General features: G+C 62.7%; 23 protein-coding genes, 3 tRNA genes and 1 pseudogene. 22 read left to right on the forward strand and 5 right to left on the reverse strand.

From position 1 onward, the window contains the following. Nucleotides 1–8 precede the first annotated feature (8 nt). From BMY35_RS33990 to BMY35_RS34000, 3 genes are all read left to right on the forward strand, one after another. Nucleotides 9–860 (forward strand): ABC transporter ATP-binding protein, encoded by an 852-nt coding sequence (locus tag BMY35_RS33990; RefSeq protein ID WP_093208970.1) that lies wholly within the window; start codon nt 9–11, stop codon nt 858–860. Then, nucleotides 848–2,191, forward strand: a complete 1,344-nt coding sequence (locus BMY35_RS33995) for a phenylacetate--CoA ligase family protein (RefSeq protein WP_007836514.1) — start codon at nt 848–850, stop codon at nt 2,189–2,191. The genes BMY35_RS33990 and BMY35_RS33995 overlap by 13 nt, the downstream gene beginning before the upstream one ends. 610 nt (nt 2,192–2,801) lie before the next feature. Further along, a complete protein-coding gene (locus BMY35_RS34000; RefSeq protein WP_256230401.1) occupies nt 2,802–4,001 on the forward strand; it encodes a tannase/feruloyl esterase family alpha/beta hydrolase in 1,200 nt (399 codons plus the stop codon). Nucleotides 4,002–4,051: 50 nt separating this feature from the next. On the opposite strand, the gene BMY35_RS34005 is transcribed toward BMY35_RS34000, so the two are convergent. Continuing rightward, nucleotides 4,052–4,741, reverse strand: coding sequence for a Crp/Fnr family transcriptional regulator (locus tag BMY35_RS34005; protein ID WP_007836516.1), 690 nt, complete (start codon nt 4,739–4,741; stop codon nt 4,052–4,054). 203 nt (nt 4,742–4,944) lie between these two features. On the opposite strand from BMY35_RS34005, the gene BMY35_RS34010 reads away from it, so the two are divergent. The 4 genes from BMY35_RS34010 to BMY35_RS34025 are packed head-to-tail and all read left to right on the forward strand — an operon-like array spanning nt 4,945 to nt 8,569. Continuing rightward, nucleotides 4,945–5,691: a nitroreductase gene (locus BMY35_RS34010; RefSeq protein WP_007836517.1), complete on the forward strand. Its 747-nt coding sequence runs from the start codon at nt 4,945–4,947 to the stop codon at nt 5,689–5,691. Next, nucleotides 5,688–7,355 carry an acyl-CoA synthetase gene (locus BMY35_RS34015; RefSeq protein ID WP_007836519.1) on the forward strand — a complete coding sequence of 556 codons (1,668 nt, stop codon included), beginning with the start codon at nt 5,688–5,690 and terminating at the stop codon, nt 7,353–7,355. The genes BMY35_RS34010 and BMY35_RS34015 overlap by 4 nt, the downstream gene beginning before the upstream one ends. Continuing rightward, nucleotides 7,352–7,798, forward strand: a complete 447-nt coding sequence (locus BMY35_RS34020) for a MaoC family dehydratase (protein ID WP_007836520.1) — start codon at nt 7,352–7,354, stop codon at nt 7,796–7,798. Before BMY35_RS34015 ends, BMY35_RS34020 begins: the two co-directional genes overlap by 4 nt. A 9-nt stretch (nt 7,799–7,807) precedes the next feature. Next, nucleotides 7,808–8,569 carry an SDR family NAD(P)-dependent oxidoreductase gene (locus BMY35_RS34025; protein ID WP_007836521.1) on the forward strand — a complete coding sequence of 254 codons (762 nt, stop codon included), beginning with the start codon at nt 7,808–7,810 and terminating at the stop codon, nt 8,567–8,569. Nucleotides 8,570–8,614: 45 nt separating this feature from the next. Here the strand turns inward: BMY35_RS34025 and BMY35_RS34030 are convergent. Beyond that, nucleotides 8,615–9,567 (reverse strand): annotated as a pseudogene (locus tag BMY35_RS34030) (IS630 family transposase); the annotation flags it as partial. A gap of 656 nt (nt 9,568–10,223) precedes the next feature. On the opposite strand from BMY35_RS34030, the gene BMY35_RS34040 reads away from it, so the two are divergent. Together BMY35_RS34040 and BMY35_RS39155 are read left to right on the forward strand one after the other, a co-directional pair. After that, nucleotides 10,224–10,874 carry a hypothetical protein gene (locus tag BMY35_RS34040; protein WP_093208976.1) on the forward strand — a complete coding sequence of 217 codons (651 nt, stop codon included), beginning with the start codon at nt 10,224–10,226 and terminating at the stop codon, nt 10,872–10,874. A 384-nt stretch (nt 10,875–11,258) separates the two neighbouring features. Further along, complete coding sequence (locus tag BMY35_RS39155) at nt 11,259–11,573, forward strand: Fic family protein (protein WP_371287234.1); 315 nt, start codon at nt 11,259–11,261, stop codon at nt 11,571–11,573. Between the two features lie 126 nt (nt 11,574–11,699). Here BMY35_RS39155 and BMY35_RS34050 read toward each other — a convergent pair whose 3' ends face one another. Further along, complete coding sequence (locus tag BMY35_RS34050; RefSeq protein WP_093208981.1) at nt 11,700–12,200, reverse strand: ASCH domain-containing protein; 501 nt, start codon at nt 12,198–12,200, stop codon at nt 11,700–11,702. Then, nucleotides 12,166–14,355, reverse strand: a complete 2,190-nt coding sequence (locus BMY35_RS34055) for a GNAT family N-acetyltransferase (protein ID WP_093208984.1) — start codon at nt 14,353–14,355, stop codon at nt 12,166–12,168. Before BMY35_RS34055 ends, BMY35_RS34050 begins: the two co-directional genes overlap by 35 nt. A gap of 573 nt (nt 14,356–14,928) precedes the next feature. On the opposite strand from BMY35_RS34055, the gene BMY35_RS34060 reads away from it, so the two are divergent. Next, nucleotides 14,929–15,630 carry a phosphoglycolate phosphatase gene (locus tag BMY35_RS34060; protein WP_093208986.1) on the forward strand — a complete coding sequence of 234 codons (702 nt, stop codon included), beginning with the start codon at nt 14,929–14,931 and terminating at the stop codon, nt 15,628–15,630. Nucleotides 15,631–15,639: 9 nt separating this feature from the next. Here the strand turns inward: BMY35_RS34060 and BMY35_RS34065 are convergent, their stop codons facing one another. Further along, nucleotides 15,640–16,218: a chalcone isomerase family protein gene (locus BMY35_RS34065; RefSeq protein WP_093209027.1), complete on the reverse strand. Its 579-nt coding sequence runs from the start codon at nt 16,216–16,218 to the stop codon at nt 15,640–15,642. A 373-nt stretch (nt 16,219–16,591) separates the two neighbouring features. On the opposite strand from BMY35_RS34065, the gene trpE reads away from it, so the two are divergent. The 12 genes from trpE to BMY35_RS34125 form a co-directional block, all read left to right on the forward strand. Continuing rightward, complete coding sequence (gene trpE, locus BMY35_RS34070) at nt 16,592–18,094, forward strand: anthranilate synthase component I (protein WP_093208989.1); 1,503 nt, start codon at nt 16,592–16,594, stop codon at nt 18,092–18,094. Next, the gene (locus BMY35_RS34075) at nt 18,091–18,483 is read left to right on the forward strand and encodes a GxxExxY protein (protein WP_093208991.1); all 393 of its coding nucleotides are present in this window, start codon (nt 18,091–18,093) and stop codon (nt 18,481–18,483) included. The genes trpE and BMY35_RS34075 overlap by 4 nt, the downstream gene beginning before the upstream one ends. Continuing rightward, entirely contained in the window at nt 18,480–19,064 is a 585-nt protein-coding gene (locus BMY35_RS34080; protein ID WP_093208994.1) for an aminodeoxychorismate/anthranilate synthase component II, read from the forward strand. The genes BMY35_RS34075 and BMY35_RS34080 overlap by 4 nt, the downstream gene beginning before the upstream one ends. A 6-nt stretch (nt 19,065–19,070) precedes the next feature. Then, nucleotides 19,071–20,129, forward strand: a complete 1,059-nt coding sequence (ltaE, locus tag BMY35_RS34085) for a low-specificity L-threonine aldolase (protein WP_093208996.1) — start codon at nt 19,071–19,073, stop codon at nt 20,127–20,129. Nucleotides 20,130–20,145: 16 nt separating this feature from the next. After that, the gene (locus BMY35_RS34090; RefSeq protein WP_093208999.1) at nt 20,146–20,811 is read left to right on the forward strand and encodes a LysE family translocator; all 666 of its coding nucleotides are present in this window, start codon (nt 20,146–20,148) and stop codon (nt 20,809–20,811) included. Between the two features lie 38 nt (nt 20,812–20,849). Beyond that, nucleotides 20,850–21,872, forward strand: coding sequence for an anthranilate phosphoribosyltransferase (trpD, locus tag BMY35_RS34095; RefSeq protein ID WP_093209002.1), 1,023 nt, complete (start codon nt 20,850–20,852; stop codon nt 21,870–21,872). 29 nt (nt 21,873–21,901) lie between these two features. Beyond that, nucleotides 21,902–22,702, forward strand: a complete 801-nt coding sequence (trpC, locus tag BMY35_RS34100; protein WP_093209004.1) for an indole-3-glycerol phosphate synthase TrpC — start codon at nt 21,902–21,904, stop codon at nt 22,700–22,702. Next, nucleotides 22,699–23,406 carry a uracil-DNA glycosylase gene (locus BMY35_RS34105; RefSeq protein ID WP_093209007.1) on the forward strand — a complete coding sequence of 236 codons (708 nt, stop codon included), beginning with the start codon at nt 22,699–22,701 and terminating at the stop codon, nt 23,404–23,406. Before trpC ends, BMY35_RS34105 begins: the two co-directional genes overlap by 4 nt. A 109-nt stretch (nt 23,407–23,515) precedes the next feature. Then, a tRNA-Tyr gene (locus tag BMY35_RS34110) sits at nt 23,516–23,601 on the forward strand. A 64-nt stretch (nt 23,602–23,665) separates the two neighbouring features. Then, nucleotides 23,666–23,739: transfer RNA gene (locus BMY35_RS34115), tRNA-Gly, on the forward strand. Nucleotides 23,740–23,780: 41 nt separating this feature from the next. After that, a tRNA-Thr gene (locus BMY35_RS34120) sits at nt 23,781–23,855 on the forward strand. 73 nt (nt 23,856–23,928) lie between these two features. Further along, nucleotides 23,929–24,018 (forward strand): GTP-binding protein (locus BMY35_RS34125; RefSeq protein ID WP_038111923.1); only part of this gene is annotated, 90 nt, incomplete at its 3' end.

Below are 24,018 nucleotides of genomic sequence, written 5' to 3' on the forward strand. Positions count from 1 at the left end.
GGACGGCAATGAGCGTCGTGGCTTTCAAGGAAAAAAGCGCCGTGGCCGGCCCGCAGGCCGAGCCGCTGCTGGTCGTCAACGGGATCGAGGTGATCTACAACCACGTGATCCTCGTGCTCAAGGGGGTGTCGCTGACCGTCCCGCAGGGCGGCATCGTGGCGCTGCTCGGAGGCAACGGTGCCGGTAAGACTACTACGCTGCGCGCGGTCTCGAACCTGCTTGCCGGCGAGCGAGGCGCCGTGACGAAGGGCAGCATCACGCTTCGCAACGAGCGCATCGAGGCGCTGACGCCCGCCGATCTGGTCCGTCGCGGACTGGTGCAAGTGATGGAAGGGCGGCACTGCTTCGCGCACCTGAGCATCGAAGAGAACCTGATGACCGGCGCGTACACCCGCACCGACGGCAAGGCCGCGGTGCTGCAGACCCTGGAGAAGGTCTACGCCTACTTTCCGCGGCTCAAGACGCGGCGCGCCAGCCAGGCCGCCTACACCTCCGGCGGCGAGCAGCAGATGTGCGCCATCGGACGCGCGCTGATGGCCGACCCGAACATGGTGCTGCTCGACGAGCCGTCGATGGGGCTCGCGCCGCAGATCGTCGAGGAGGTCTTCGCCATCGTGAAAGACCTCAACGACAAGGAGCATGTGACCTTCCTGCTCGCTGAGCAGAACACGAACATGGCGCTGCAGTACGCAGACTATGGCTACATCCTCGAGAGTGGCCGGATCGTGATGGACGGCCCTGCCGCCAGCCTTCGGGAGAACGAGGACGTCAAGGAGTTTTACCTCGGCGTCGGTGGGGGCGATCGCAAGAGCTTCCGGGATGTGAAGAGCTACAAGCGAAGAAAGAGATGGTTGTCGTGACTGAAGCAAAGTTGGCCCCGGTGGCCGTGGCAAAGGGCTCGAGGGCCAAGCGGGCCAGTGGCCTGTACTTCGACGCGCTCGACGTGCGGGCTGTCTCGGAGCGCGAGCGTGCGCTCATGGCGGCCCTTCCCCGGCAGATCGCTCATGCGATGACGACGGCTCCCGCGTTGGGGCACATTCTTCGCGACGTGAACGCGTCTTGCGTGACGAGCCGCTCAGTGCTTGCCACGCTTCCAGTCGTACGAAAGCACGAAGACTTCATGGAACGCCAGGCGGCGAGAACTGCGCACGATCCCTTTGCGGGGTTCTCGGCGGTTGGATGGAGCGGCGTGCACGGACCATCCAGCGTGCGTCGGGTCTTTCAGTCACCCGGGCCCTTGTATGAGCCCGAAGGCCACGGCGGTGATTTCGAGCGCACAGCGCGAGCGATGTTCGCGGCAGGCTTCAAGCCCGGCGAGCTCGTGCACAACAGCTTCAGCTATCACTTGACCCCTGCCGGCGCCATGATGGAGGCGGGTGCGCTGGCCCTGGGTTGCGCGGTCTTTCCTGGCGGAACCGGCAATACGGATCTTCAGCTTCGGGCCATCGTGGATCTGCGGCCGACCTGCTATGTGGGAACGCCCAGCTTCCTGAAGGTGCTGCTGGAGCGCGCAGCGGCTCAAGGCATCGCGCGCCTGTCTTTCACCAAGGCGTTGGTTTCGGGCGAGGCCTTTCCGTCGGTTGCCCGAAGCTGGCTCCAGGAGCGCGGCATCGATGCCTACCAGTGCTACGTGACGGCCGAGCTAGGCCTGATTGCCTACGAGACGGCACCGCGTGAGGGCATGGTCCTTGACGAAGGGGTGATCGTGGAGATCGTGCGACCCGGAACCGGGGATCCGGTTGCGGAGGGAGAGATTGGCGAGGTGGTGGTGACATCGCTCAACCCGGACTGCCCGTTGATCCGATTCGGCACCGGTGACCTGTCGGCGGTGTTGCCGGGGCCCTGTCCCTCGGGTCGGACCAACGTTCGCATCCGGGGCTGGCTGGGGCGGGCCAATCAGACGGCAAAGGTGCGTGGCATGTTCGTGAGCCCCCAGCAGGTGGCAGAAGTTGCTCGCCGGCATCCTGAAGTTGGACGCACCCGTCTCGTGATCGGCGGAAGCAGCGCAAGCGCCTGGGAGCCCGATGCCATGACGCTGAAGGTGGAAGTGGTTAACGCTGCGTCCGGCCTGCACGAGTCGCTGGTGGCCAGCATGCGGGAGGTGACCAAGCTGCGCTGCGAGGTCGAGATCGTCGTGCCGAACAGCCTGCCGAATGACGGCAAGGTGATCGATGATCTGCGAGAGCAATGAGCGGTCTCGATCGCGACGATGCGGACAAACCCTGAAATGTCCAACAGCAGACATTTCAGGCTTTTCCAGCGTCCTACTGTCTCTATGCGCACTGACATTCAGCCGCACAAACCAGTAGGAGACAACTTCATGAAGAACCCGTTACTCACGGCCCCAATGGTCAGGGCGCGTGGCCCGTTCAAGCGTTCGCTTGCAGGGCGATCGACCTGGCGCGTACGCGCTGCCATGTCGACGTTTGTCTTGTTGACAGCAGCGTCCGGATGTGGAGGCGGTGGCGGCGGCAGTCCTGCTCTGACGTTACCAACGACCCCCCCGGCACCCGTATCGCCCGCACCGCCGGCCGGGCCAGTGGTGCCGGAGACTCCGCAAGTCAGTGCTGAGAGTCAGTGCCACGCGTTCGTCGGCCAAACCTTCGGGGATGCGACTGTGACGAAAGCCACTTTCGTGCCGACGACCGGCAATGTGCCCGAGTATTGCGTAGTGCTTGGTGAGATGGCGAAGGACCTGGACTTCGAGGTGCGCATGCCCACCGATTGGAACCATCGCACGGTGTTCATGGGCGGGGGGGGGCTTCGACGGCGTCATTGCTTCGCCCGCCGTCTATCCCTCGGTGAGCCCTGATCTGGCCGTTCGCCGCTACGCGACGATTGCGACCAACCACGGTCACAACAGCACCAATGGAATGGATGCCTCGTGGGCACTCGACGATCAGATGTTCAGCGACTATGCGAATCAGTCGGTTCCAAGAGTGCTCGCGCCGGCGAAGGCGATTCTGAAGGCTCGCTATGGCAATGCCACTCAGAACACCAAGATCGTGTTCGAAGGCTGCTCTGGCGGAGGACGGCAGGCGTTGCTGCAGGCCCAGCGCAATCCCGAGTTGTTCGACGGGATCATTGCACGGGCTCCTGCCAATGCCTTCAACCCGCAGTTCCTCTCCTACCAAAAGGTCTTCAAGCAACTCGCGAAGCCGGGTGCCGCGCTGACTGCGCCCAAGATCAATGCCATCGCCAATGCCGTGTACGCGAAGTGCGATGGCCTCGATGGTTTGAACGACAGAATCATCGGTCGACCCGATGCGTGCAGCTTCGATCCTGCCGAGCTTGCTTGCACTGGCGCAGAGACTGACTCCTGCCTCACGCCGGCGCAGGTCGAGTCGGCGCAAACCATCTACTCGTCGACCAACGTGGCCAACGGCCGCTATGTCTGGCCGGCCTTTCCGCCGGGCGGCGAAGAGGGATCTTCATTCACGGGGTCGGAGTGGGGCGGTGCGACATCGAAGGGCTTGATGGAGGGCTACATCAAGTACATGGTTGCCCGGGATGGCACCATTGACCCTCTTCAGCTCGACCCTGCGCAGTACACCGCGCGGATCGACGAGCTTGTCTCTATGATGGACGCGACCGACCCTGACCTCAGCAGATTCAAGGCGCGCGGTGGCAAGTTGATTCTGTGGACAGGCCTGTCGGACTGGCTTATCACCGCGAACAATGCCACGGCCTACTATCAAAGCGTCGTGCAGAGGAGCGGCGGGCAGGCTGCTGCCGACGAGTTCGTCGAGTACTACACCGCGCCCGGGGTGGGTCACTGTGCACTTGGAAATGGAGCCGACAAGGTGGACTTGGCCGGTCCCATGTTCGAGTGGCTCGAGCAAGGCGTCGCGCCATCGAGTGCGCCGATCACCGCATCGACGCTGTTCGTGCTTCCGGGCACCACGTCCAAAAGCCGGCCTCTGTGCAGGTATCCCCAATATCCGAAGTACATCGGCGGCGACCCCGATGCGGCCGCCAGCTTTGTGTGCGCGTCAAGCTAGCGTTTCCTGGCCGCCCGGGGAGGGCCGGGCTGTAGCGCTTTGAGAGCGAATCAGCTCGTGCGCGCGAAGTGCTGCAGGCCGGGCAGGTCAAGGATCTCGATGGTTCCGTAGCGGGCGCGCAGCAGCCCGGCCTCCTCCAGTTCGTGAAGGGCCTTGTTGGTGTTCTGCCGCGCAAGACCACTGAGGCGCGCGATCTCTTCCTGAGAGATCGCGAGCTGCTTGTTTGTGGAGGGGAAGAGCTGCGGATTGAACAGCTCCGACACACAGAAAGCCACACGCGCCGTGGCCTCCTGAAACCTGAAGGTCTCGACCAGGGAGACGTAATACGCGAGGCGTGCATTGAGTTGATCGATGACCCAGCGGCTGAAGAATGAGCTGTCGTCGATGAGCCACTGGAACGTGGCGCGCGGCAGGAATGCAACGCAGCTGTCGCGGATGGCAACCACCGCATAGGGCCTGGGTTCGCCCTTGATGACAGCGCCTTCACCGAACCATGAGCCGGACGGAACTCCCGAAAACGTGGTGCTTCGGCCGTCCTCGGCGACCTTGTCCACCTTCAGCATGCCCTCGACAACGCCCATCCAATGCACGGCGGGCTGGCCGAGAGCGCATATCGTGGCGCCGGCCTGGTACTCGCGTGCGAACGCGTCTCGGCTGACGCGGGCCAACTGCTCGTCAGTCAGTCCGGTGCTCCAGGTGGAAGACGAAAGAAACTCCTGCAATCGACTCGTGCCGGACATGGGTTGCGACAGATATAGCGGTATTGCTTTTATTTTCTGTCGCTGCGATGGGGATCGCAACAAGACCAACCCTACCCATGCAGGGGTGCGGTGCCCCCGAATTTCAGGGGCGGAAGCTGCCCTGTATGTCCTGTGCAAGACATTCACGGACAGCAGCCAAACCTAGGATCTCCTGCAGTTCGCGAACAAGTGCAAGGAGACAAATGCATCGACTATCCCATCCGCCCTCGCTCGACGACCAGGATCTGCGGCTTGCCGTCGACTGGGCGATCGTGTCGCGCCGCAGCGTGCGCGCTTTTCTGCCTCGCGATGTATCGAACGAGCAGGTCGCCGACATCCTGGACGTGGCACGCTATGCCGCTTCCGGGATGAACACGCAGCCCTGGCATGTGCATGTGGTGCGCGGCGCGGTCAAGGACCGGATCAGCGCGGCTATTGCAGAGATCGACAATGATCCGGAAAGAAGCGTCGCGCTGAAGGAGCCCTACGAGTACTACCCGGTAACGTGGACATCGCCGTTCGTCGACCGGCGCCGCAAGGTGGGGTGGGACCTGTATGGCCTGCTGGAGATCGAGAAGGGCGACAAGGCGCGCATGCACGCCCAGCACGGGCGGAACTACAGGTTCTTCGATGCGCCGGTGGGCCTCTTTTTCACCGTGGACCGGGTGATGGAGCAAGGAAGCCTCATCGACTACGGCATGTTCCTGCAAAGCGTCATGGTCAGTGCGCGAGCGCGCGGGCTGGACACCTGTCCGCAGGTCGCTTTCACGAAGTTCCATCGCGTGATTGCCGCCGAACTCGGCATACCGGACAGCCAGATGCTGGTGTGCGGCATGAGCCTCGGTCACGCAGACATGTCTCGTGTCGAGAACACCTTGGTGACGGAGCGCGAGCCGGTGGAACGCTTCACTACCTTTCACGACGATACGCGCAAGGAGGTCCGCTCATGAGCACAAGCATCTATGACAAAGGCCTGGACCGCACCGCGGCCAATTTCGTTCCGCTCAGCCCGCTGCGCTTTCTCGATCGGGCTGCCGATGTCTACCCGGATCGCACAGCAATTGTTCATGGCGAGCTTCGCCGGTCATGGGCGCAGACCCGCGAGCGTTGCTATCGCTTGGCATCTGCCTTGAGCAAGCGCGGCATCCGCCGCGCAGACACCGTTTCCATCATGGCGCCGAATACGCCGGCTATGCTGGAGGCTCATTTCGGCGTTCCACTCTCCGGTGCGGTGCTGAATGCGATCAACTCGAGGTTGGATGTAGAGGGACTCGCGTTCATCTTGCGGCACAGCGAGTCCAGGCTGCTGTTGGTGGACAGGGAGTTCGGTGCATTGGCGAAGCAGGCAGTTGCGCTTCTGGACAACCCGCCATTTCTCGTAGACATCAATGACCATGAAGCTCCGGACGGCGAGGCCGTGGGTGATTTGGACTACGAGACGCTCCTGTCCGAAGGAGACCCCGACTTCGATGGCGTTTGGCCTACCGATGAGTGCGAACCCATCGCGTTGAACTACACATCGGGCACCACGGGCGACCCGAAAGGCGTGGTGCCGAGTCATCGCGGCACCTATCTCATGAGCCTGTTGCAGCTGACCGACTGGGCCGTTCCCAAAGCGCCCGTCTACCTGTGGACACTGCCGATGTTTCATGCGAACGGTTGGTGCTTCACATGGGCCATCACCGCCGCCGCGGGTACGCACGTGTGCATGCGCAAGGTCACGGCGGCCGGCATTTACAAGGCACTCGCCGACCACAAGGCGGATCACTTCTGCGCGGCGCCCACCGTCATGGGCTTGCTGGTGAATGCGCGCGATGAAGAACGTCGGCCTCTCCCCGGCCGCGTGCGTGTTCTCACCGCCGGGTCGCCTCCGCCCGCCGCTGTGCTGGAGGCGGCAGCGGTGATGGGCTTCGACGTCGATCATGTCTACGGCATCACCGAGGTGAGCGGAACGCCGGTCAGTTGTGCGTGGCAACCGGCATGGGATGGGCTGAGCGCGGCCGAACGGGGGCGGCTCCAGGCCCGCCAGGGCGTTCGTGCCGCGGCGCTGGAGGGTTTGCAGGTCGTCGACCCCGAGACGATGCGCCCGGTGCCATTCGACGGAACCACTGCAGGAGAACTGGTGATCCGCGGGAACACCGTCATGAAGGGCTATCTGAAGAATACGGCTTCGACGCAGAAAGCCTTCGAAGGCGGCTGGTTCCGCACCGGCGACATCGCGGTGGTTCATGCCGATGGCTACGTGCAGATCACCGACCGATCGAAGGACGTGATCATCTCCGGCGGTGAGAACATCTCGTCCGTCGAAGTCGAGGACATTCTGCACCGGCATCCTTCGATCCTCTACGCGGCCGTTGTGGCGCAGCCCGACGAGAAGTGGGGGGAGGTGCCATGCGCTTTCATCGAGCTCAAGCCGGAGTCTCTCGGTCTTCAGGAATCCGAGGTCATCGCCTTCTGCCGTGAACGGCTGGCGCATTTCAAGTGCCCACGCAAGGTGGTGTTCACCGCGTTGCCAAAGACGGCGACCGGGAAGATCCAAAAGTTCAGACTTCGCGAGTTGGCCGGCAGCCAGTCCGCCATCACTCGCCTTGCCGATTTCTCCGTGCGTGGATGAGCGAGAAATTCGACCGAGTCGAAGTGGGTCACCGGTTCACCGGCGTCCATACCTTCGATGAGGCCCAGGTTCGCACGTTCGCGAGTGCGGCGGGCGACACCAATCCGTTGCATCACGATATCGCATTTGCCGAGGCCTCCCGATACGGTCGATTGATCGCCAGCGGAACGCACACAACGGCGCTGTTGCTGGGGCTGACGGCTTCGCATTTTTCCCGGATGCATTCGGTCGTGGGCATCTCGTTTTCCGTCGATCTGCACCGGCCGGTCTACGCCGATGCGACGGTCTGGATGGAATGGGAAGTCATTGCGGTCACGCACGGCGATCGCGGTTCACAGCGGGTGACGCTTCGGGGATCGATGCGTGACGAGGTAGGTGAAGAGTGCGTGGCTGCACGGGGCACCATTCGAGTCGGTGCGCCCATGAATATTTCAAATCAATAGGAGATCAGAATGCGAATTGAAGGCCATAGCGCGCTGGTGACGGGCGCGGCATCGGGGCTGGGTGCAGCCACAGCGAAGGCGCTCGCCAAGGCGGGTGCAAGAGTCGCCTTGCTCGACTTGAGCAAGGAGCGGGCTTCGCGGCTCGCGATGGAGATCGACGGCATTGCCGTCGAATGTGACGTGTCGGATGGACCTTCCGCGGAGCGTGCCGTCGCGGCCGCTGCGGCCGCGCACGGTCCTGCTCGCATCCTCGTGAACTGTGCCGGCATTGCGCCGGGCGCGAAGATCGTCGGGCGCAACGGCCCGATGGCGCTGGAGGAGTTCAAGCGCGCGGTGGACATCAATCTCGTCGGCACCTTCAACATGATCCGGCTTGCCGCTGCGCAGATGATGGCGCTCGAGCCGATGGAAGATGGCGAGCGGGGCGTGATCGTGAACACAGCGTCGGTCGCGGCTTTCGAAGGACAGGTCGGGCAATCGGCGTATGCGGCTTCGAAGGGCGGCGTCGTCTCACTCACGCTCCAGGCGGCGCGCGAATTTGCATCGGCGGGCATCCGCGTCTGTACCATCGCACCAGGCCTGTTCGAGACGCCGATGATGGCCGGGATGCCTGAATCGGTGCGCAAGAATCTGGCGTCAGTCACCCCGTTTCCTCAGCGGCTCGGCCGGTCCGAAGAGTATGCCGAGCAAGCACTCAACATGGTGCGCAGCGTCATGCTAAACGGTGTGACGCTCAGGCTGGATGGAGCGCTGCGGATGCAGCCGCGCTGAAGGCTCGCCGCTGCGATAAGAGAAGAGCGCTAAAGATGGCCGGCTCTAGTGCCCTGTCCCGCTGATACGTGAGCAAAGTCGATGCAGCTTCTTAAGGATCGAGTCGGCGGTGGCGGCCCACTTGAAAGGCTGGCATTCGGTGTTGTAGGCGGCAACGAAGCGATCAATACGTTGTACGAGCTGCTTGACGCTGGAGAATGAGCCGCGGCGGATGGTCTTGTCGGTGATGAGGGCGAAGAAGCGTTCGACCTGATTGAGCCAGGAGCTGTAGGTCGGAATGAAGTGAATGTGCCAGCGCGGGCGAGTCGCCAACCACGCCTTGATCTGCGCATGGCTGTGGGTGGCGTAGTTGTCGACGATGCAGTGGATGTCCAGCCCGGGCGGCACGGCCTTGTCAATCTCACGCAGGAACGACGGGAACTCCTGATGCCGATGGCGCGGCTTGCACGCCGCAAGCACCGCACCGTTGAGCACGTTCAGCGCCGCGAACAGCGTGGTTGTGCCATGGCGCTTGTAGTCGTGGGTGACGCCCTCGACATAGCCGAACCCCATGGGCAGCATTGGTTGTGTGCGCTCCAGCGCCCGGCACTGACTTTTCTCGTCCACGCAGATGACCAGCGCGTTGTCCGGTGGGATCAGATACAGGCCGATCACATCGCGCAGCTTCTCGATGACGAACGAGTCGTTGGACAGCTTGAAGCTGTCGGTACGGTGCGGCTGCAGGCCAAAGAGTTGGACGCAGCGCTGCAAACTGGTCCTGGAGATGCCTGTCTCGGCGGCCACCGTGCGCACGCTCGGTGCGTCGAGCCGTTGGCCGGCTTGGTGAGCAGCGTGGTTTTGATCAGGTGCTCCACGCGTTCGTCGTCGATCGTGCGCGGCTTATCCGGGCGCACGTCGTCGTGCAGGCCTGCGATGCGTCGCTCGATGAACCGTGCCCGCCACTTGCCCACCGTCTGCTTGGTCAGCTTCAGCCGTGCGGCGATCGCGTTGTTCGGCTCGCAGAGCTTGCACCAGCACTGCAAGGGTTCAAAGTCCGAGTTCAGGGAGAGTTGCTCTCTACTCCCTCGCGGGTCTACTACCAACTGAGTGACCTCCGGTCGGTGATCGCAAATTCAGCTGGCGAAACTCGATCGCTCGCGCTCTGTCTAGGGATGAGACACTGGGATGGATTCGTTCGCGAGGATTGTCTGCGCAGATCATTGCCATCGATCAGCCATGGGGGCTTCAAGAAGCTCAGCGAACTTGTCAGGAAGCAGGCCTACCTCGAGGTGGCCGATGCCCCAGACGGCACCGGCTTCGTTCATGTCGAAGTTCGTCCCAGATAGAACAACTTTAGGTGGCCAACGCGGCGCCGCACGACAGGGCGCTGCGCTCCCCCAGCTTCTGATCACGGCCTGCAAGCAGAAGTCGTATCTCTTTCTTGCGAGGGGCGTCAGCAACGAGTTTCCCGTGTCAATGCACGAATAGTCCTCCGCCTACAAAGGGGTCCGACAAACGGCATGCGCTCAATTTCCGTTCCCGTAGCACACTCTGGACTTCTGTATGCCCATCTTCGGGTAAACCAGCATGGGGTGTTGCAGACATGATGCAAAATCGCGTTCAGAGGAGGCCTCCCATAGAGAGGGGGTCGCGTGACATATCTAGGAGGAGCGCGATGCACTCAGTCCCGATGGGTATCTATGACTTCGCAGGCTTGACAACTCGCGAGATTGACAGCGCGCGAAGTGTCGAAAAGACCTCTTTCGGCGATATTGCTTTCCTTCGCAAGGTAATCGCTCACTCTCCTAGTTGGCTTGCCAAGCCGTTCCAGTTTGTAGCGACATTCCTTGCCGCTGAAGCGTATCGCCGGTTACAGACCTTAACGGACCGGGTTGCAAAGATTGCGATTTTCCTCGAGGGGGCAAAAGTAGCCTTGGCACAAGAGTTCGCGGCAACAAAGGAATTGCCCGACCAAGTTCTGTTTGACGGGCTCAAGTCTTTGAGGCAAGCAAATGAAAAGCTTATCGTCGAGGCGAAGCGAACTATATCCTCTTTACGAAAAATCAATCCAGATTCGCGCGCAGCTGAATTTCTGGAGCAGCTGATCGAAGTGATCAAGAAGGCGGATACCGCCGCAGCCGATTTGGAACTCGTTGCCGAGCAGGCGAAACATCATTATTTCGTACGAAGAAGAATTAAAGAGCTTCACGCTGAAATCGATGCGCGCATGGCTTCTTTTATAGAAGACGACGAGGATGCTGACTACTCGGAAAAAGAATCAATGTTAAAAGAAGGCGATACGGGGAAAGCAGGCGCCTCTCACTGAGACAAAGTGATCCCTTTCGCCAAGCCTCAGGCTGTCCAAGGACTCGGACAGCGTACACATACCAACTGTGCCAACTGGGGATACGACACTCATCCAAACAGGGTGGAAGTCACTCATCGATGCGAACGCCTGCAAAGGATTATTGCTCGGCGCCCAACGTTCCTCAATTCATTTGGATTTGATACTCGACCAGGGCATGCATACATGTTTCATGCCTTGGCTCCTAGCCAATGCGACTGCATCATTGGTCGCTATCGTGGTGATCCAAGTTGTCCAGAACTTCAAAGCTTGATAGTTGGCGTCGGCAGTGATCCTCGAGTAGGAGTTGCCCCCGCGGAAGTTGAAAGCGAAATTGCAGCCTTTGAAAGTAGGTGTGATGCATTGATGAAAGCATATGCATATTGGCTTTCAACGAAAGGAAGCGCCCAGTCTGCAGGCGCGAGAGCAAGAAAATTCGCTAAAGTCCTGGCCCCCTTGGCCGAGTTGTTCCTAAGAATCCATCCGTACATGGATGGGAATGGCCACACTGCGAGGCTTCTGCTCTATGTCTTGATGTCAAGAGCAGGATTTTCTTCGGCCACTTGGAGTGTGGATGGAAAGAAAGAGTACTCCGAGGCTCTCTCTCTGTTTCGAGATGGAAAAGTAGGGAAGTTGGAGGAATTCTTCGCTACAGTGCTTCTTGGGGGCGCATGCGCGTAATTTTTCCTCTAGCTCCAATCCCTGCGCTGCGGGATGGGGTGGGGCGAAGTGCTATACCGAAATCGAGCGTCAGCAGCGAGCAGCCAGCGTCAGATGCTGGGTTTCTTGAAATCCGTCCAATGCAGGCTAAGCAAGAGCCAAGGCCTGCTGAAATTGAGTACTCGCGCGTTGAGATGCAGCTGGGCGCTTCGGGCGAAGGCCGCGGTTCATCGCCCGGAATAGCGGCCCGTCGCTTGCGATGTTCGCGAAGAACTGAGGTGGATGAAATCCGCTCGAAACATCACGCAGTTCGCTCAGTGGAATCGGTGTGGCAAGTCGGCGGGGCTCAGTCAGGCTCAGCGCAAATGCCGTTGGCGATCCTGAGAAATAATCGAAGAACTCACGGCGCTGCAGACCTGAGACCGGCCCGAAGCGAGTCCAGAGAGTGCTCGGAGCGAGTGTGTGGACGCCCGCCACCTTGGCGCAGCCGATCACGCTGCCAACGGGGACCTTCACGTAGAACCAGACCGTCGCACCGACTGCGACGTGCATAGGTCGACGACGCAATTCGACGGTCTTTGTTCCGTCAAGAATTTTTTCTGCGTGCCGCTCTTCAAGAGAGATCAGGACGTTCTGCGGAGCGCTCATGTTTGAATCCTTCTAGGAGAATGTTTCGAATTTGTTCGGGAGTCAGGCGGCGACTCGTTAGAAGTTGGGCAGCTTGGCCGCAGCCGAATCTTCGGAGGCTCTCGAGCGGCACCGGATTTGGCAGCTTCATCAGGTTGTCAAAGGCCACCACGGTTTTGGTTTCAGACTTGCCGATCGCCGCCAGGTCGCTGGGTTCCAAGGCAGACCGATCAAGATCTGCTCTCTCGATGGCCCCCTCGGAGCTCAAATACGCATTCGTTACTCTTGCGACGGCAACAACTGCTTTCAGCCCGCTGCCCTTGTTCGACTCATAAAAGAACATCAGGCTGCCTCGCTCGAACACCTTGAGGGTCCTTGGGGCGCTCAGGTAGTGGCGCTGCTGGTAAAGCAATGCCTTGCCACGTGGGAGCAACTGCATCTGATCGAGGTGATCAAGAAGATGCTCGGAGTAGTCACGCTGAATCGGCACGAGCACGCCGGGTCTGCCGGGCATGCAAATCAGCATCGGTGAGAGCAAGGTCTCCAGCGCGAAGGTCGTCAACGGCGTACGCTGGCCGTCCGGGCGCTGTAGCTCGATGTATTGGTCTGCATCTCGAAAGGTGGGCATCACTTGCGGGAGCCCAATCTCGCTCACCTGCAAGAGTTCCGTGCTCAACGGCGTCCAGTTCTCCGGGACAAGAATGCTGTTCAACGAAACCTTGTTGAGCTCCCGGGTCTTGTCAGTGCCGGTGAAGCCGACTTCCAATGCGACTTCTTTCACCGAAGCCTGTTGAGAGGCAAGATTCAGGCGTACGCGCTGAATCCGTTCTTTTGCTTGCCCTGTCAGGTGGACGATCATCAGACGCGCTGCGTCCTGGGCGCAGGCTGCGCTTTCGTCGACGGCCATGAAAGCATCGCACGTTCTGCCTCTCAGGCCGCTGGGCCACATGAGATAGCCGACAACGCGCGCTCCGTCCAGTACGACGAAGCGATGGCATGCTCTGCTGCGTCCATCATCCGCAGCCCAAAGGCGCGATTGGTCACTCACCGAGACACCCAACTCGGCTAGAAGGGCTCGAACCTCCTGCTCGCGTCCCGGTGCGAGCTCTTCTAGATTCAGTGTGGCCCGGGTGCTTGCAGTAATGGCACCAATTCCGCTGTCCGGATCTCCCAAAATCTTGAAGGCCTCAGGAGAGAGAACATCAATGCCGTAACGGGCGCGTAGCGTCGCTGCAGCCTCACGAATTGACCCGTCGCTTGTGACAAGCCCCGCAAGGTTGTGGCGAGTGACCGTTGCGAGATGCCTCAAATCCGAATGGTCGTTCTTTGTCAGTTTTCCTGCAGCGTACCGCTCCGGGAACACAATCGGACCGATCTCCTTGGTGAACTTAATCATTTCCTCTACTGAAGGTGCTGTGAACTTCGGGAAGATTTGACCAAGGCTGAGCATTGGATCCGTCTTGCCGCTTTTTGCCGAGCGTTCCAACTCTTCATCGAACTCCGTGCTCAGGGCCAAGCGGCAAACACCCAGACGCTCGAGCGCGAACAAGTCAACGACGTCCTCATGCCGTGCTCGACGCGGTCCAAGATCGAAAAGAACGTTCAGGTCCAACAGATAGAGCTTTGTTGCCGTCGCAGGTTCGACCGCCAGGCCCAGGGGATCTTGGTGCGTCAGCCCGCTCGGCGCAAAGAGTTGCGGCGTCGGCAGTTCGTGGCTGCGCAAGATCATGGTTCTGCCCCGGGCCTTTCCACCTGGCGCTGTTCCATAGGCATAGAAATCCTGGCCCTGCCAGAACTCTTGCGATTGGCGCAGGTCTTCGGCGACACGAGCGCCGATAGAGATGTAGTTCAGTCCCGTCAGGTGACTCTTGAGGAAATCCAACTGTTTCTTTGCGATCCCTTGCCGGCGATAACTTGGAGATACGTGGATCTGAATGACGTGTCCGCGGGGGAACGTGGTGGCGAACCATAGGTGCCCGGCATAGCTGACCTGATCACCTTCGCGCGCAATCGCGACGATCAGCTTCTCGCTGCTTGCGGCTTCTTCATACACACTGCGCGCATACCACCCCAGTGCCGGCCGATCGCTCTCAGCTGCATCTACGACATGCTTTACGTGCGGAATCACGTCTTGGCGCTTCAGAAGCAGCTCTACGGTGAGCTTCTTTGTTCCCATGCAGGTCCCCCTCCACCTGTGCCTGGCGATGGGAGTGACTGTATCGAACTTGTTACGCACCTTATCGAGTGCGCAAGGACTCCTCGATGAATGGGAGGGGTGCTCGGGCGTGCGTGCCCGGAGGGCTTCGCATTCCAGCGCTTTGTACCAACTGCGCGATGGCGCAAGCGGTCGTCGCTCTCGTACCGACGAATCTGTGCCCTGCACGTCGCTGCGTGCCGTCGATGGGGACCTATCTATGGCAGGAAGGGCGTGCATGTTGATACTGTATGTTTATACAGTATTTTGCGCTTTAGGCGCCACGCGCGCGGCCTGGGATATGCCATCGCGCCAATGGGTCTTAAGGGGGCCTTGGGGGCAGGCGGCTAGCCAATGGGGCGGGCTTGGCGAAGCCACCCAGCATTTCGGCGCGTAGCTGCCGGCCTATGGCGGGCATTGCCGGTTCCGCGGCCAGCCGAGTCGAACGGGTAAGAAGAGGTGGGATAGGCCCTCATTTCTGTGGGCAAGTTCTGAACTCTATTGTTCACCGATGAGCGAATCGCGTGGAAAATTTCGCAACTCTATTATTCTGTTTTGAACTCTATTAGCCCGTACCACACCCGCTTCGATGCCGCCATCGTCGACCTCGACGGCACCATGGTCGACACGCTGGGCGACTTCGCCGCCTCGCTCAACCGCATGCTCGACGATCTCTCGCTGCCGCACGTGGCGCCCGCCGCCATCGAGACGATGGTGGGCAAGGGCTCCGAGCACCTGATCCATTCCGCGCTCGTGCACGTGATGGCGTCGCCCGATGCAGATGCGAAAGCGCGCGCGCTGTTCGAGCGTGCGTGGGAGCGCTACCAACACCACTACCTCGCGGTCAACGGACGGCATTCGGAGGTGTACCCGGGCGTGATCGACGGGCTGAAGGCGTTGCGTGCGCAGGGCCTGCGGCTGGCCTGCCTCACCAACAAGCCGACCTCGTTCGCCAAGCCGCTGCTGGCCGACAAGGGGCTGGACGGCTTCTTCGAGCTGGTGTTCGGCGGCGATGCGTTCGAGCGAAAGAAGCCCGATCCGCTGCCGCTGCTGAAGACATGCGAGGCGATGGGCACGACGCCTGCGCGCACGCTGATGATCGGCGACTCGAGCAACGATGCGCGCGCCGCGCGCGCGGCGGGTTGCCCGGTCGTGCTCGTGAGCTACGGCTACAACCATGGCGAGCCGGTGCGTGGCGTGGATGCCGACGGCTTCGTCGATTCGCTGGCCGAGCTTGTGCCGGCCGCCGGGCGGTAGCCGCTTCGGCTACTGCTTGCCGAGCAGCGCGTCCTTCAGCTTCCAGTCGGCCGGGTTGGGGCCGAGCCAGATGCGCAGCAGCGCATTGAAGAAGGCCTGCTCCTTGATCGGATCGGGCTGCGGTACGCCGCGCACCGTGATGAGCGTGCCGGTGCCGGGCAGCCAGTCGATGGTGAAGGTGTCGCCGGTCTTCAGCTGCTTCTGGTCGGCGAACATCTGGCCCATGCGCAGCAGGCCCGGGATGAGGTTGACCATCTCGCTCTTGGGCGAGTTGTCTTCCACGCCCTTGGTGAAGAGCTTGCCGAGCTCGTTCGCGTCGATGTCGCGCAGCATGGTGATGGCCACGCGCTTGGGGCCGGGCGCGGACAGAGCTTCTTCGGGAGTCGACACCTTCTTGCCCACGTACAGGCCGGCCGTGTAGACCTTGAAGATGGCCTTGTAGCGAATGCCCGCGCCGTTGAGCACGAGGGGCGTGCCGCGCAGGTCCATCTGGTCTTCGAGCTTGACGCCGCCCACGTCGACCTGCGCGGCCGAGGCGCCGAGGCTGGCGGTTGCGAGGCAGGCAGCCAGGGCGAGGCGAGAGAACATGGTCGTGAACGGAAGGGCGGTCAACGCTGTCTCCTTGGAATTTTGCGAACGGTCGTTCGAATGTATCTTTTTGTTCTACTCCTTCGGCTTCGGGGGAACCCTGAAAGCCGAGCCGAACGAGATCGTTTGCGCGCCCCGGCGTTTTCGTGGGCTAAACTCCGCGACTCATATGTTCGTTCATCACATCATTCAAACAGGTGAAGGCAGCCGGGGAGCCTGGCCCTGGCGTCGCCATACTTCGCTGACTGTTTGATTGCGCGGCGCACGCCGTGCGCCCGCGGTTCCGGACCGGCATGCACGCCGACACCGGGCCACCCGTGAATGACCTTGCCGCCGGCCGAACGAGCGCCGCAGGCAACTGGAGAACGTATCCGTGATCACCGAACTTGAATTCAAGAGCCTCAGCGCCCAGGGCTACAACCGCATTCCGCTGATGGCCGAGGCCTTTGCAGACCTCGAGACGCCTCTTTCCCTCTATCTCAAGCTGGCCCACTCGCAGGGCGGCGGCAAGCACAGCTTCCTGCTCGAATCGGTGGTGGGCGGCGAGCGCTTCGGGCGCTACAGCTTCATCGGACTGCCGGCGCGCACGCTGCTTCGTGCCAGCGGCTTCGGCGCCGAAGCCGTCACCGAGGTGGTGACCGACGGGCAGGTGGTCGAGACCGTCAAGGGCAATCCGCTGGACTTCGTGGCCGAGTACCAGAAGCGGTTCAAGGTGGCGCTGCGGCCGGGCCTGCCGCGCTTCTGCGGCGGCCTTGCCGGCTACTTCGGCTACGACACCGTGCGCCACATCGAGCGCAAGCTCGAGAAGACCTGCCCGCCCGACGCTCTGGGCTGCCCCGACATCCTGCTGCTGCAGTGCGAGGAACTGGCCGTCATCGACAACCTCTCGGGCAAGCTGTACCTCATCGTCTATGCCGATCCGAAGCAGCCCGAGGCATACGCCACCGGCAAGCGCCGCCTGCGCGAGCTGAAGGAAAAGCTCAAGTACTCGGTGAGCGCGCCCGTCGTGAAGCCCACGCAGCCGCATCCGCCCGAACGCAGCTTCGCCAAGGCCGACTACCTTGCGGCGGTGGAGCGCGCCAAGGAAATGATCGCCGCCGGCGACTTCATGCAGGTGCAGGTGGGCCAGCGCATCAGCAAGCGCTACACGGAGTCGCCGCTGTCTCTGTACCGCGCGCTGCGTTCGCTGAACCCGTCGCCCTACATGTACTACTACAACCTCGGCGACTTCCACGTGGTGGGCGCTTCGCCCGAGATCCTGGTGCGCCAGGAGAACACGGGCGAGGGCGAGCAGAAGATCACCATCCGCCCGCTGGCCGGCACGCGCCCGCGCGGCGCGTCGCTGGAGCTCGACAAGGCCGCCGAAGTCGAGCTCATCAACGACCCGAAGGAGCGCGCCGAGCACGTGATGCTGATCGACCTCGCGCGCAACGACATCGGCCGCATCGCCAAGACCGGCACCGTGAAGGTGACCGAGGCCTTCGCGGTGGAGCGCTACAGCCACGTGATGCACATCGTGAGCAATGTCGAGGGCACGCTGAAGGACGGCATGACCGCCATCGACGTGCTCAAGGCCACCTTCCCGGCCGGCACGCTGACCGGCGCGCCGAAGGTGCATGCGATGGAGCTCATCGACGAGCTCGAGCCCACCAAGCGCGGCCTGTACGGCGGCGCATGCGGCTACATCAGCTACGCGGGCGACATGGACGTGGCCATCGCGATCCGCACCGGCATCGTGAAGGACCAGATGCTGCACGTGCAGGCCGCAGCCGGCGTGGTGGCCGACTCGGTGCCCGAGCTGGAGTGGAAGGAAACCGAGGCCAAGGCGCGTGCGTTGCTGCGCGCGGCCGAGCTGGTCGAGGAGGGGCTGGAATGAGCGCCGTGCCTGATACCCAGAGCGACTTCTCGCACGAGATCATCGGTGCTGCCGTCGAGGTGCAGCGCGTGCTTGGCACGGGGCTCGACGAAGCGGCCTACGCAGCGGCGCTGGCCATCGAACTCGCCGAGCGCGAGATCGGCTTCGCGCGCGACGTGGCGCTGTCGGCCAGCTACAAGGGCCGTTCGCTCGGCGAGGTGTATCGCGCGGGCTTCGTGATCGAGCAGTCGGTCATCGTCGAACTCAGGTCGGTCGACGTGCTGACCGACCTCCATCGCGCGCAGGTGTTTGCCGCGCTGCGTCTCTCGGGCCTCAAGCTGGGCCTCCTGATCAACTTCAACGTGTTCCCCGTCGTCAAGGGCGTGCACCGGATTGTGAGCAAGCCATGAAACTGCTGATGATCGACAACTACGATTCGTTCACCTACAACATCGTCCAGTACTTCGGCGAGTTGGGTGCGGACGTGCAGGTGCATCGCAACGACGAGATCACCGTGGAGCAGATCGGCGAGCTGATCGCCTCGGGCGTGACGCGGCTGGTGGTGTCGCCGGGGCCCTGTTCGCCGGCGGAAGCTGGGGTGTCGGTGGCGGCCATCGAGGCCTTCGCGGGCAAGCTGCCGATCCTGGGCGTGTGCCTCGGCCACCAGGCCATCGGCGCTGCGTTCGGCGGCAAGATCGTGCGCGCGCAGCAGCTCATGCACGGCAAGACCAGCGAGATCACGACCACGCAGGAAGGCGTGTTCGCGGGCCTGCCCCAGAGGTTCGTCGTCAACCGCTACCACTCGCTTTCCATCGAGCGCGAGAGCTGCCCGAAGGCCCTGGCTGTCACCGCCTGGACCGACGACGGCGAGATCATGGGTGTGCGGCACACCGGATTCGCGCACGACGTGCGCATCGAAGGCGTGCAGTTCCATCCCGAATCGATCCTCACCGAGCACGGCCACGCCATGCTGAAAAACTTTCTGGACTAGCCCACCATGACAGACCGTACATCCCTCGTCGACCTGCGCAGCGACACCGTCACGCAACCCACGCCCGCGATGCGCGAGGCCATGATGGCGGCGCCCCTGGGCGACGACGTCTTCGGCACCGATCCGAGCGTGAACGCGCTGCAGGAAAAGATCGCGGCCATGCTGGGCTTCGAGGCGGCGCTGTTCGTGCCCACCGGCACGCAGAGCAACCTGTGCGCGATCCTGTCGCATTGCGGGCGCGGCGACGAGTACATCGTCGGCCAGCAGGCGCATTGCTATCGCTGGGAAGGCGGCGGCGCGGCGGTGTTCGGCAGCGTGCAGCCGCAGCCGCTCGACCATGCGCCCGACGGCACGCTGCCGCTCGCTCAGATCGAGGCGGCCATCAAGCCCGACGACGCGCACTTCGCACGCACGCGGTTGCTGGCGCTGGAAAACACGCTGGGCGGCAAGCTGCTCCCCTTCGAGTACGTGCAGGCCGCGACCGAGCTTGCGAGGAGCAAGGGGCTGCAGCGTCACCTGGACGGCGCGCGGCTCTTCAATGCCGCGACGGCGCAGGCGGCGCTGAACAAGCGCAGCGACATCCGTGCGGAAGCCCGCCGCATCGCGCAGTGCTTCGACAGCGTGTCGGTGTGCTTCAGCAAGGGGCTGGGCGCGCCGGTCGGCTCGGCGCTGGTCGGTTCTCGCGAATTCATTGCCCGCGCGCACCGCATCCGCAAGATGGCGGGCGGCGGCATGCGGCAGGCCGGCCTGCTGGCAGCAGCGGCGTCGCATGCGCTCGATCACCACGTCGACCGCCTTGCCGACGACCACGCGCTGGCGCAGCGCCTGGCGCAGGGGCTCGAAGGTATCGAGGGGCTGAAGGTGGAGGCGCCGCATACGAACATCGTGTTCGTCGATCTCGCAGGGGCTGCCCAGTCGCGCTCCTCGGAGCTGCTGGCGAGCCTCAATGCGCAGGGCATCCTCGCGACGGGGCTCTACCGGCTGCGTTTCGTGACGCACCTCGATGTCGATGCCGCCGGCGTCGACCGGGCCATTGCAGCGATCAGAGCATTCTTCAAATCCTGACAACCACGAGAGCGCGATGCCCGATCTTCCCCATCTGCTCGCATTCATCGCCGCCGGCTGGCTGCTGAATCTCACCCCGGGGCCCGACGTGCTCTACGTCGTGACGAACTCGCTGCGCTCGGGCGTGCGCGCCGGCATCGTGGCCGGGCTGGGCATCACGGCCGGCTGCTTCGTCCATATCTTTGCCGCTGCCGTCGGCGTGGGCACGCTGATGGCGACCTCGGCAACGGCTTTCACGGTGCTCAAGTACATCGGCGCGGCCTACCTGCTGTACCTGGGCGTGCGCATGCTGATGTCGAAAGCGGCGCCGCCCACCGACCTCGACGCGGCCGCCGCGGCGGTGAGTGGGGAGCGCAGCCTCAAGCCGATCTTCCTGGGCGGGTTCTGGACCAACGTGCTCAACCCGAAGGTGGCGTTGTTCTTCCTGGCCTTCGTGCCGCAATTCATCGCGCCGGGCACCGACAACAAGGCGCTGGCCTTCGTGCTGCTGGGCGTGCTGTTCAACGTCAACGCCATTCCCGTCAACGTGGGATGGGCCCTGGCGGCGGGCTGGATGGCGCGCCGCAGCGCGGTGCAGAAAGGCATGCACTGGCTCGACCGCGTCGCCGGCGTGCTGTTCATCGGCTTCGGCCTCAAGCTCGCGTTCACCGATGCGCCCGCCGCCGTCCGCGTCGGCCGCTGAACGAACGACTCACTGATTCACCTCCGAGGAGACTTTCCATGATCACCCCCCAGGAAGCGCTGCAGCGCACCATCGAGCACCGCGAGGTCTTCCACGACGAGATGCTGCACATCGTGCGCCTCATCATGAGCGGCGAGTGCTCGCCCGTGATGATGGCCGCGCTGATCACCGGCCTGCGAGTGAAGAAGGAGACCATCGGCGAAATCACCGCGGCCGCGCAGGTGATGCGCGAGGTGTCGACCAAGGTGCCGGTGAAGGACACGACGAACCTCGTGGACATCGTGGGCACCGGCGGCGACGGCTCGCACACCTTCAACATCTCGACCTGTTCGATGTTCGTGGCTGCCGCGGCGGGGGCCAAGGTGAGCAAGCACGGCGGGCGCAGCGTGTCGAGCAAGTCGGGCAGCGCCGACGTGCTGGAGTCGCTGGGCGTGAACATCAACCTCAAGCCCGAGCAGATCGCGCGCTCCATCGAGGAATGCGGCATCGGCTTCATGTTCGCGCCGAACCACCATCCGGCGATGAAGAACGTCGCGCCGGTTCGCAAGGAACTCGGCATCAAGACCATCTTCAACATCCTCGGGCCGCTGACCAATCCGGCCGGCGCGCCGAACATCCTGATGGGCGTGTTCCATCCCGATCTGGTGGGCATCCAGGTGCGGGCGCTGCAGCGGCTCGGTGCCGAGCACGCGGTGGTGGTCTACGGGCGCGACGGCATGGACGAAATCTCGCTCGGCGCCGCCACTATGGTGGGCGAGCTGAAGGACGGCGAGATCCGCGAGTACGAGCTGCATCCCGAGGACTTCGGCTTCCAGATGTCCAGCAATCGCGCGCTGCGCGTGGAGACGCCCGAGCAGTCGAAGGCAATGCTGCTGGGCGTGCTCGACAATCAGGCAGGCCCCGCGCTCGACATCGTGCTGCTGAATGCCGGCGCGGCGCTCTATGCGGCGAACGTGGTCGATTCGGTGCAGGCCGGCGTGGAGCGCTCGCGCGCCGCCATCGCTTCCGGCGCGGCGAAAGCCAAGCTGGCCGAGCTGGTCAAGGCGTCCGCGGCCGTCTGAGCTTCAAGAGAACAGGAACCCCAGAAGTCATGTCCGACATCCTCGACAAGATCGTTGCCGTCAAGCACCAGGAAGTAGCCGCGGCCCTGAAGCGCACGCCGCTCGAGGCCGTGCGCTTCGATGCGGAAAGCCGCGTGCTGACGCGCGACTTCGAAGGCGCGCTGCGCGCCAAGATCGCGGCAGGCCACGCCGCAGTCATCGCCGAAGTCAAGAAGGCCAGCCCGAGCAAGGGCGTGCTGCGCGCGGACTTCATTCCGGCCGACATCGCCCAGAGCTACGCGGAGGGCGATGGCGAGATCAGCGCGGCCTGCCTTTCGGTGCTGACCGACAAGCAGTTCTTCCAGGGGGGCGTGGACTATCTGAAGCAGGCCCGCGCCTCGTGCGACCTGCCGGTGCTGCGCAAGGACTTCATCGTCGACGCGTACCAGGTGTACGAGTCGCGCGCGATGGGCGCCGATGCGATCCTGCTGATTGCCGCCTGCCTCGACGACGCGCAGATGAAGGACTACGAAGCCATCGCGCGCGGGCTGGGCATGGCGGTGCTGGTGGAGGTGCACGACGCGGCCGAGCTCGATCGCGCGCTCAGGCTGAAGACGGCGCTGATCGGGGTCAACAACCGCAATCTGCGCAATTTCGAGGTGTCGATCCAGGCGACCATCGATCTGCTGCCGAAGCTGCCAGCCGACCGCCTGCCGGTGACCGAGTCGGGCATCGGTACGCGAGAGGACGTCGCCACGCTGCGTGCGGCCGGCGTCAACGCATTCCTGGTCGGCGAGGCCTTCATGCGCGCCAAGGAGCCCGGCGAGGCCCTCGCTGCGCTGTTCAAATGAGCCGGCCCGATCAGCTGTCGAGCAGCGATCCTGCCGACTGGCCGGTGGCGGCGGGCTGGCAGCCGCTGGTCGACGAGTTCTTCGGCGGCGCCGTGGGGCAGAAGCTGTTGGGTTTCCTGCGCGAGCGGCTCGACGCGGGCGCCGTGATCTTTCCGCCGCAGCCGCTGAGGGCGCTGGAGCTCACGCCGCCGGAGGATGTGCGCGTGGTGATCCTGGGGCAGGACCCGTATCACGGGCGCGGTCAGGCCGAGGGGCTTGCGTTCTCTGTGGCGCCGGGCGTGGCGCTGCCGCCGTCGCTGCGGAACATCTTCAAGGAACTGCAGCGCGATCTGGGGACGGCGCCGCCGCCGTTTCCGAACCCGGGCGGAAGCCTGGTGAAGTGGGCCACGCATGGCGTGCTGCTGCTCAACACCTGCCTGACGGTCGAGGAAGCTCAGCCGGCCAGCCATTCCGGGCGTGGTTGGGAGGTGCTGACGGATGCCGTCATTCGGCATGTTTCAAGCGGTGCCAAACCTGTTGTTTTTATGCTGTGGGGCTCGCACGCGCAAAGTAAGCGGGCGTTGATCGACGTTAAGCGCCATAAGGTGCTGATGTCGAATCATCCGTCGCCTCTTTCGGCCCAGCGGCCGCCCGTACCGTTCATCGGCTGCGGTCATTTCGGCGAAGCACGTGCCTGGCGGGAGGCGCAGCGGTCGGCGGGGTGAAAACTTAGGCGATAATCGTGGGCTAACGCCTCGAGCAGTTCTCCAGCATCTTCGTTGATGCATGGATTTCTGAGTAGTCACAAAACCGTGCTATATTTCGAGGTTCGCCGGAGAGGTGGCCGAGTGGTTAATGGCAGCAGACTGTAAATCTGCCCTCTTACGAGTACGCTGGTTCGAATCCAGCCCTCTCCACCAGCGATGAATTTGGTTTCTAAGAGCGATTGGATTTCGCGCTTTGGGTGCCTTGAGTGCCCCCGATGCGGGAGTAGTTCAATGGTAGAACCCCAGCCTTCCAAGCTGATGACGCGGGTTCGATTCCCGTCTCCCGCTCCAGAGACCCGGTTCGGCGCCGGAAAAGCGATTGGTTAGACAAAGCCCTTTTGGCTCAGTGGTAGAGCACTCCCTTGGTAAGGGAGAGGTCGCGGGTCCGATTCCCGCAAAGGGCACCAGTTTTTGGGGGTTGCAAAAGCAGCATTGCAACCCATCTGCATACGTTGGAAACGTTTTTTTCGGAGTCGAAAAATGGCAAAAGGTAAATTCACCCGCACCAAGCCGCACGTGAACGTGGGCACGATCGGTCACGTCGACCACGGCAAGACCACGCTGACGGCT

It is taken from the genome of Variovorax sp. YR750, from assembly GCF_900109805.1.
GTDB classification, from domain to species: Bacteria; Pseudomonadota; Gammaproteobacteria; order Burkholderiales; family Burkholderiaceae_C; genus Variovorax; species Variovorax gossypii.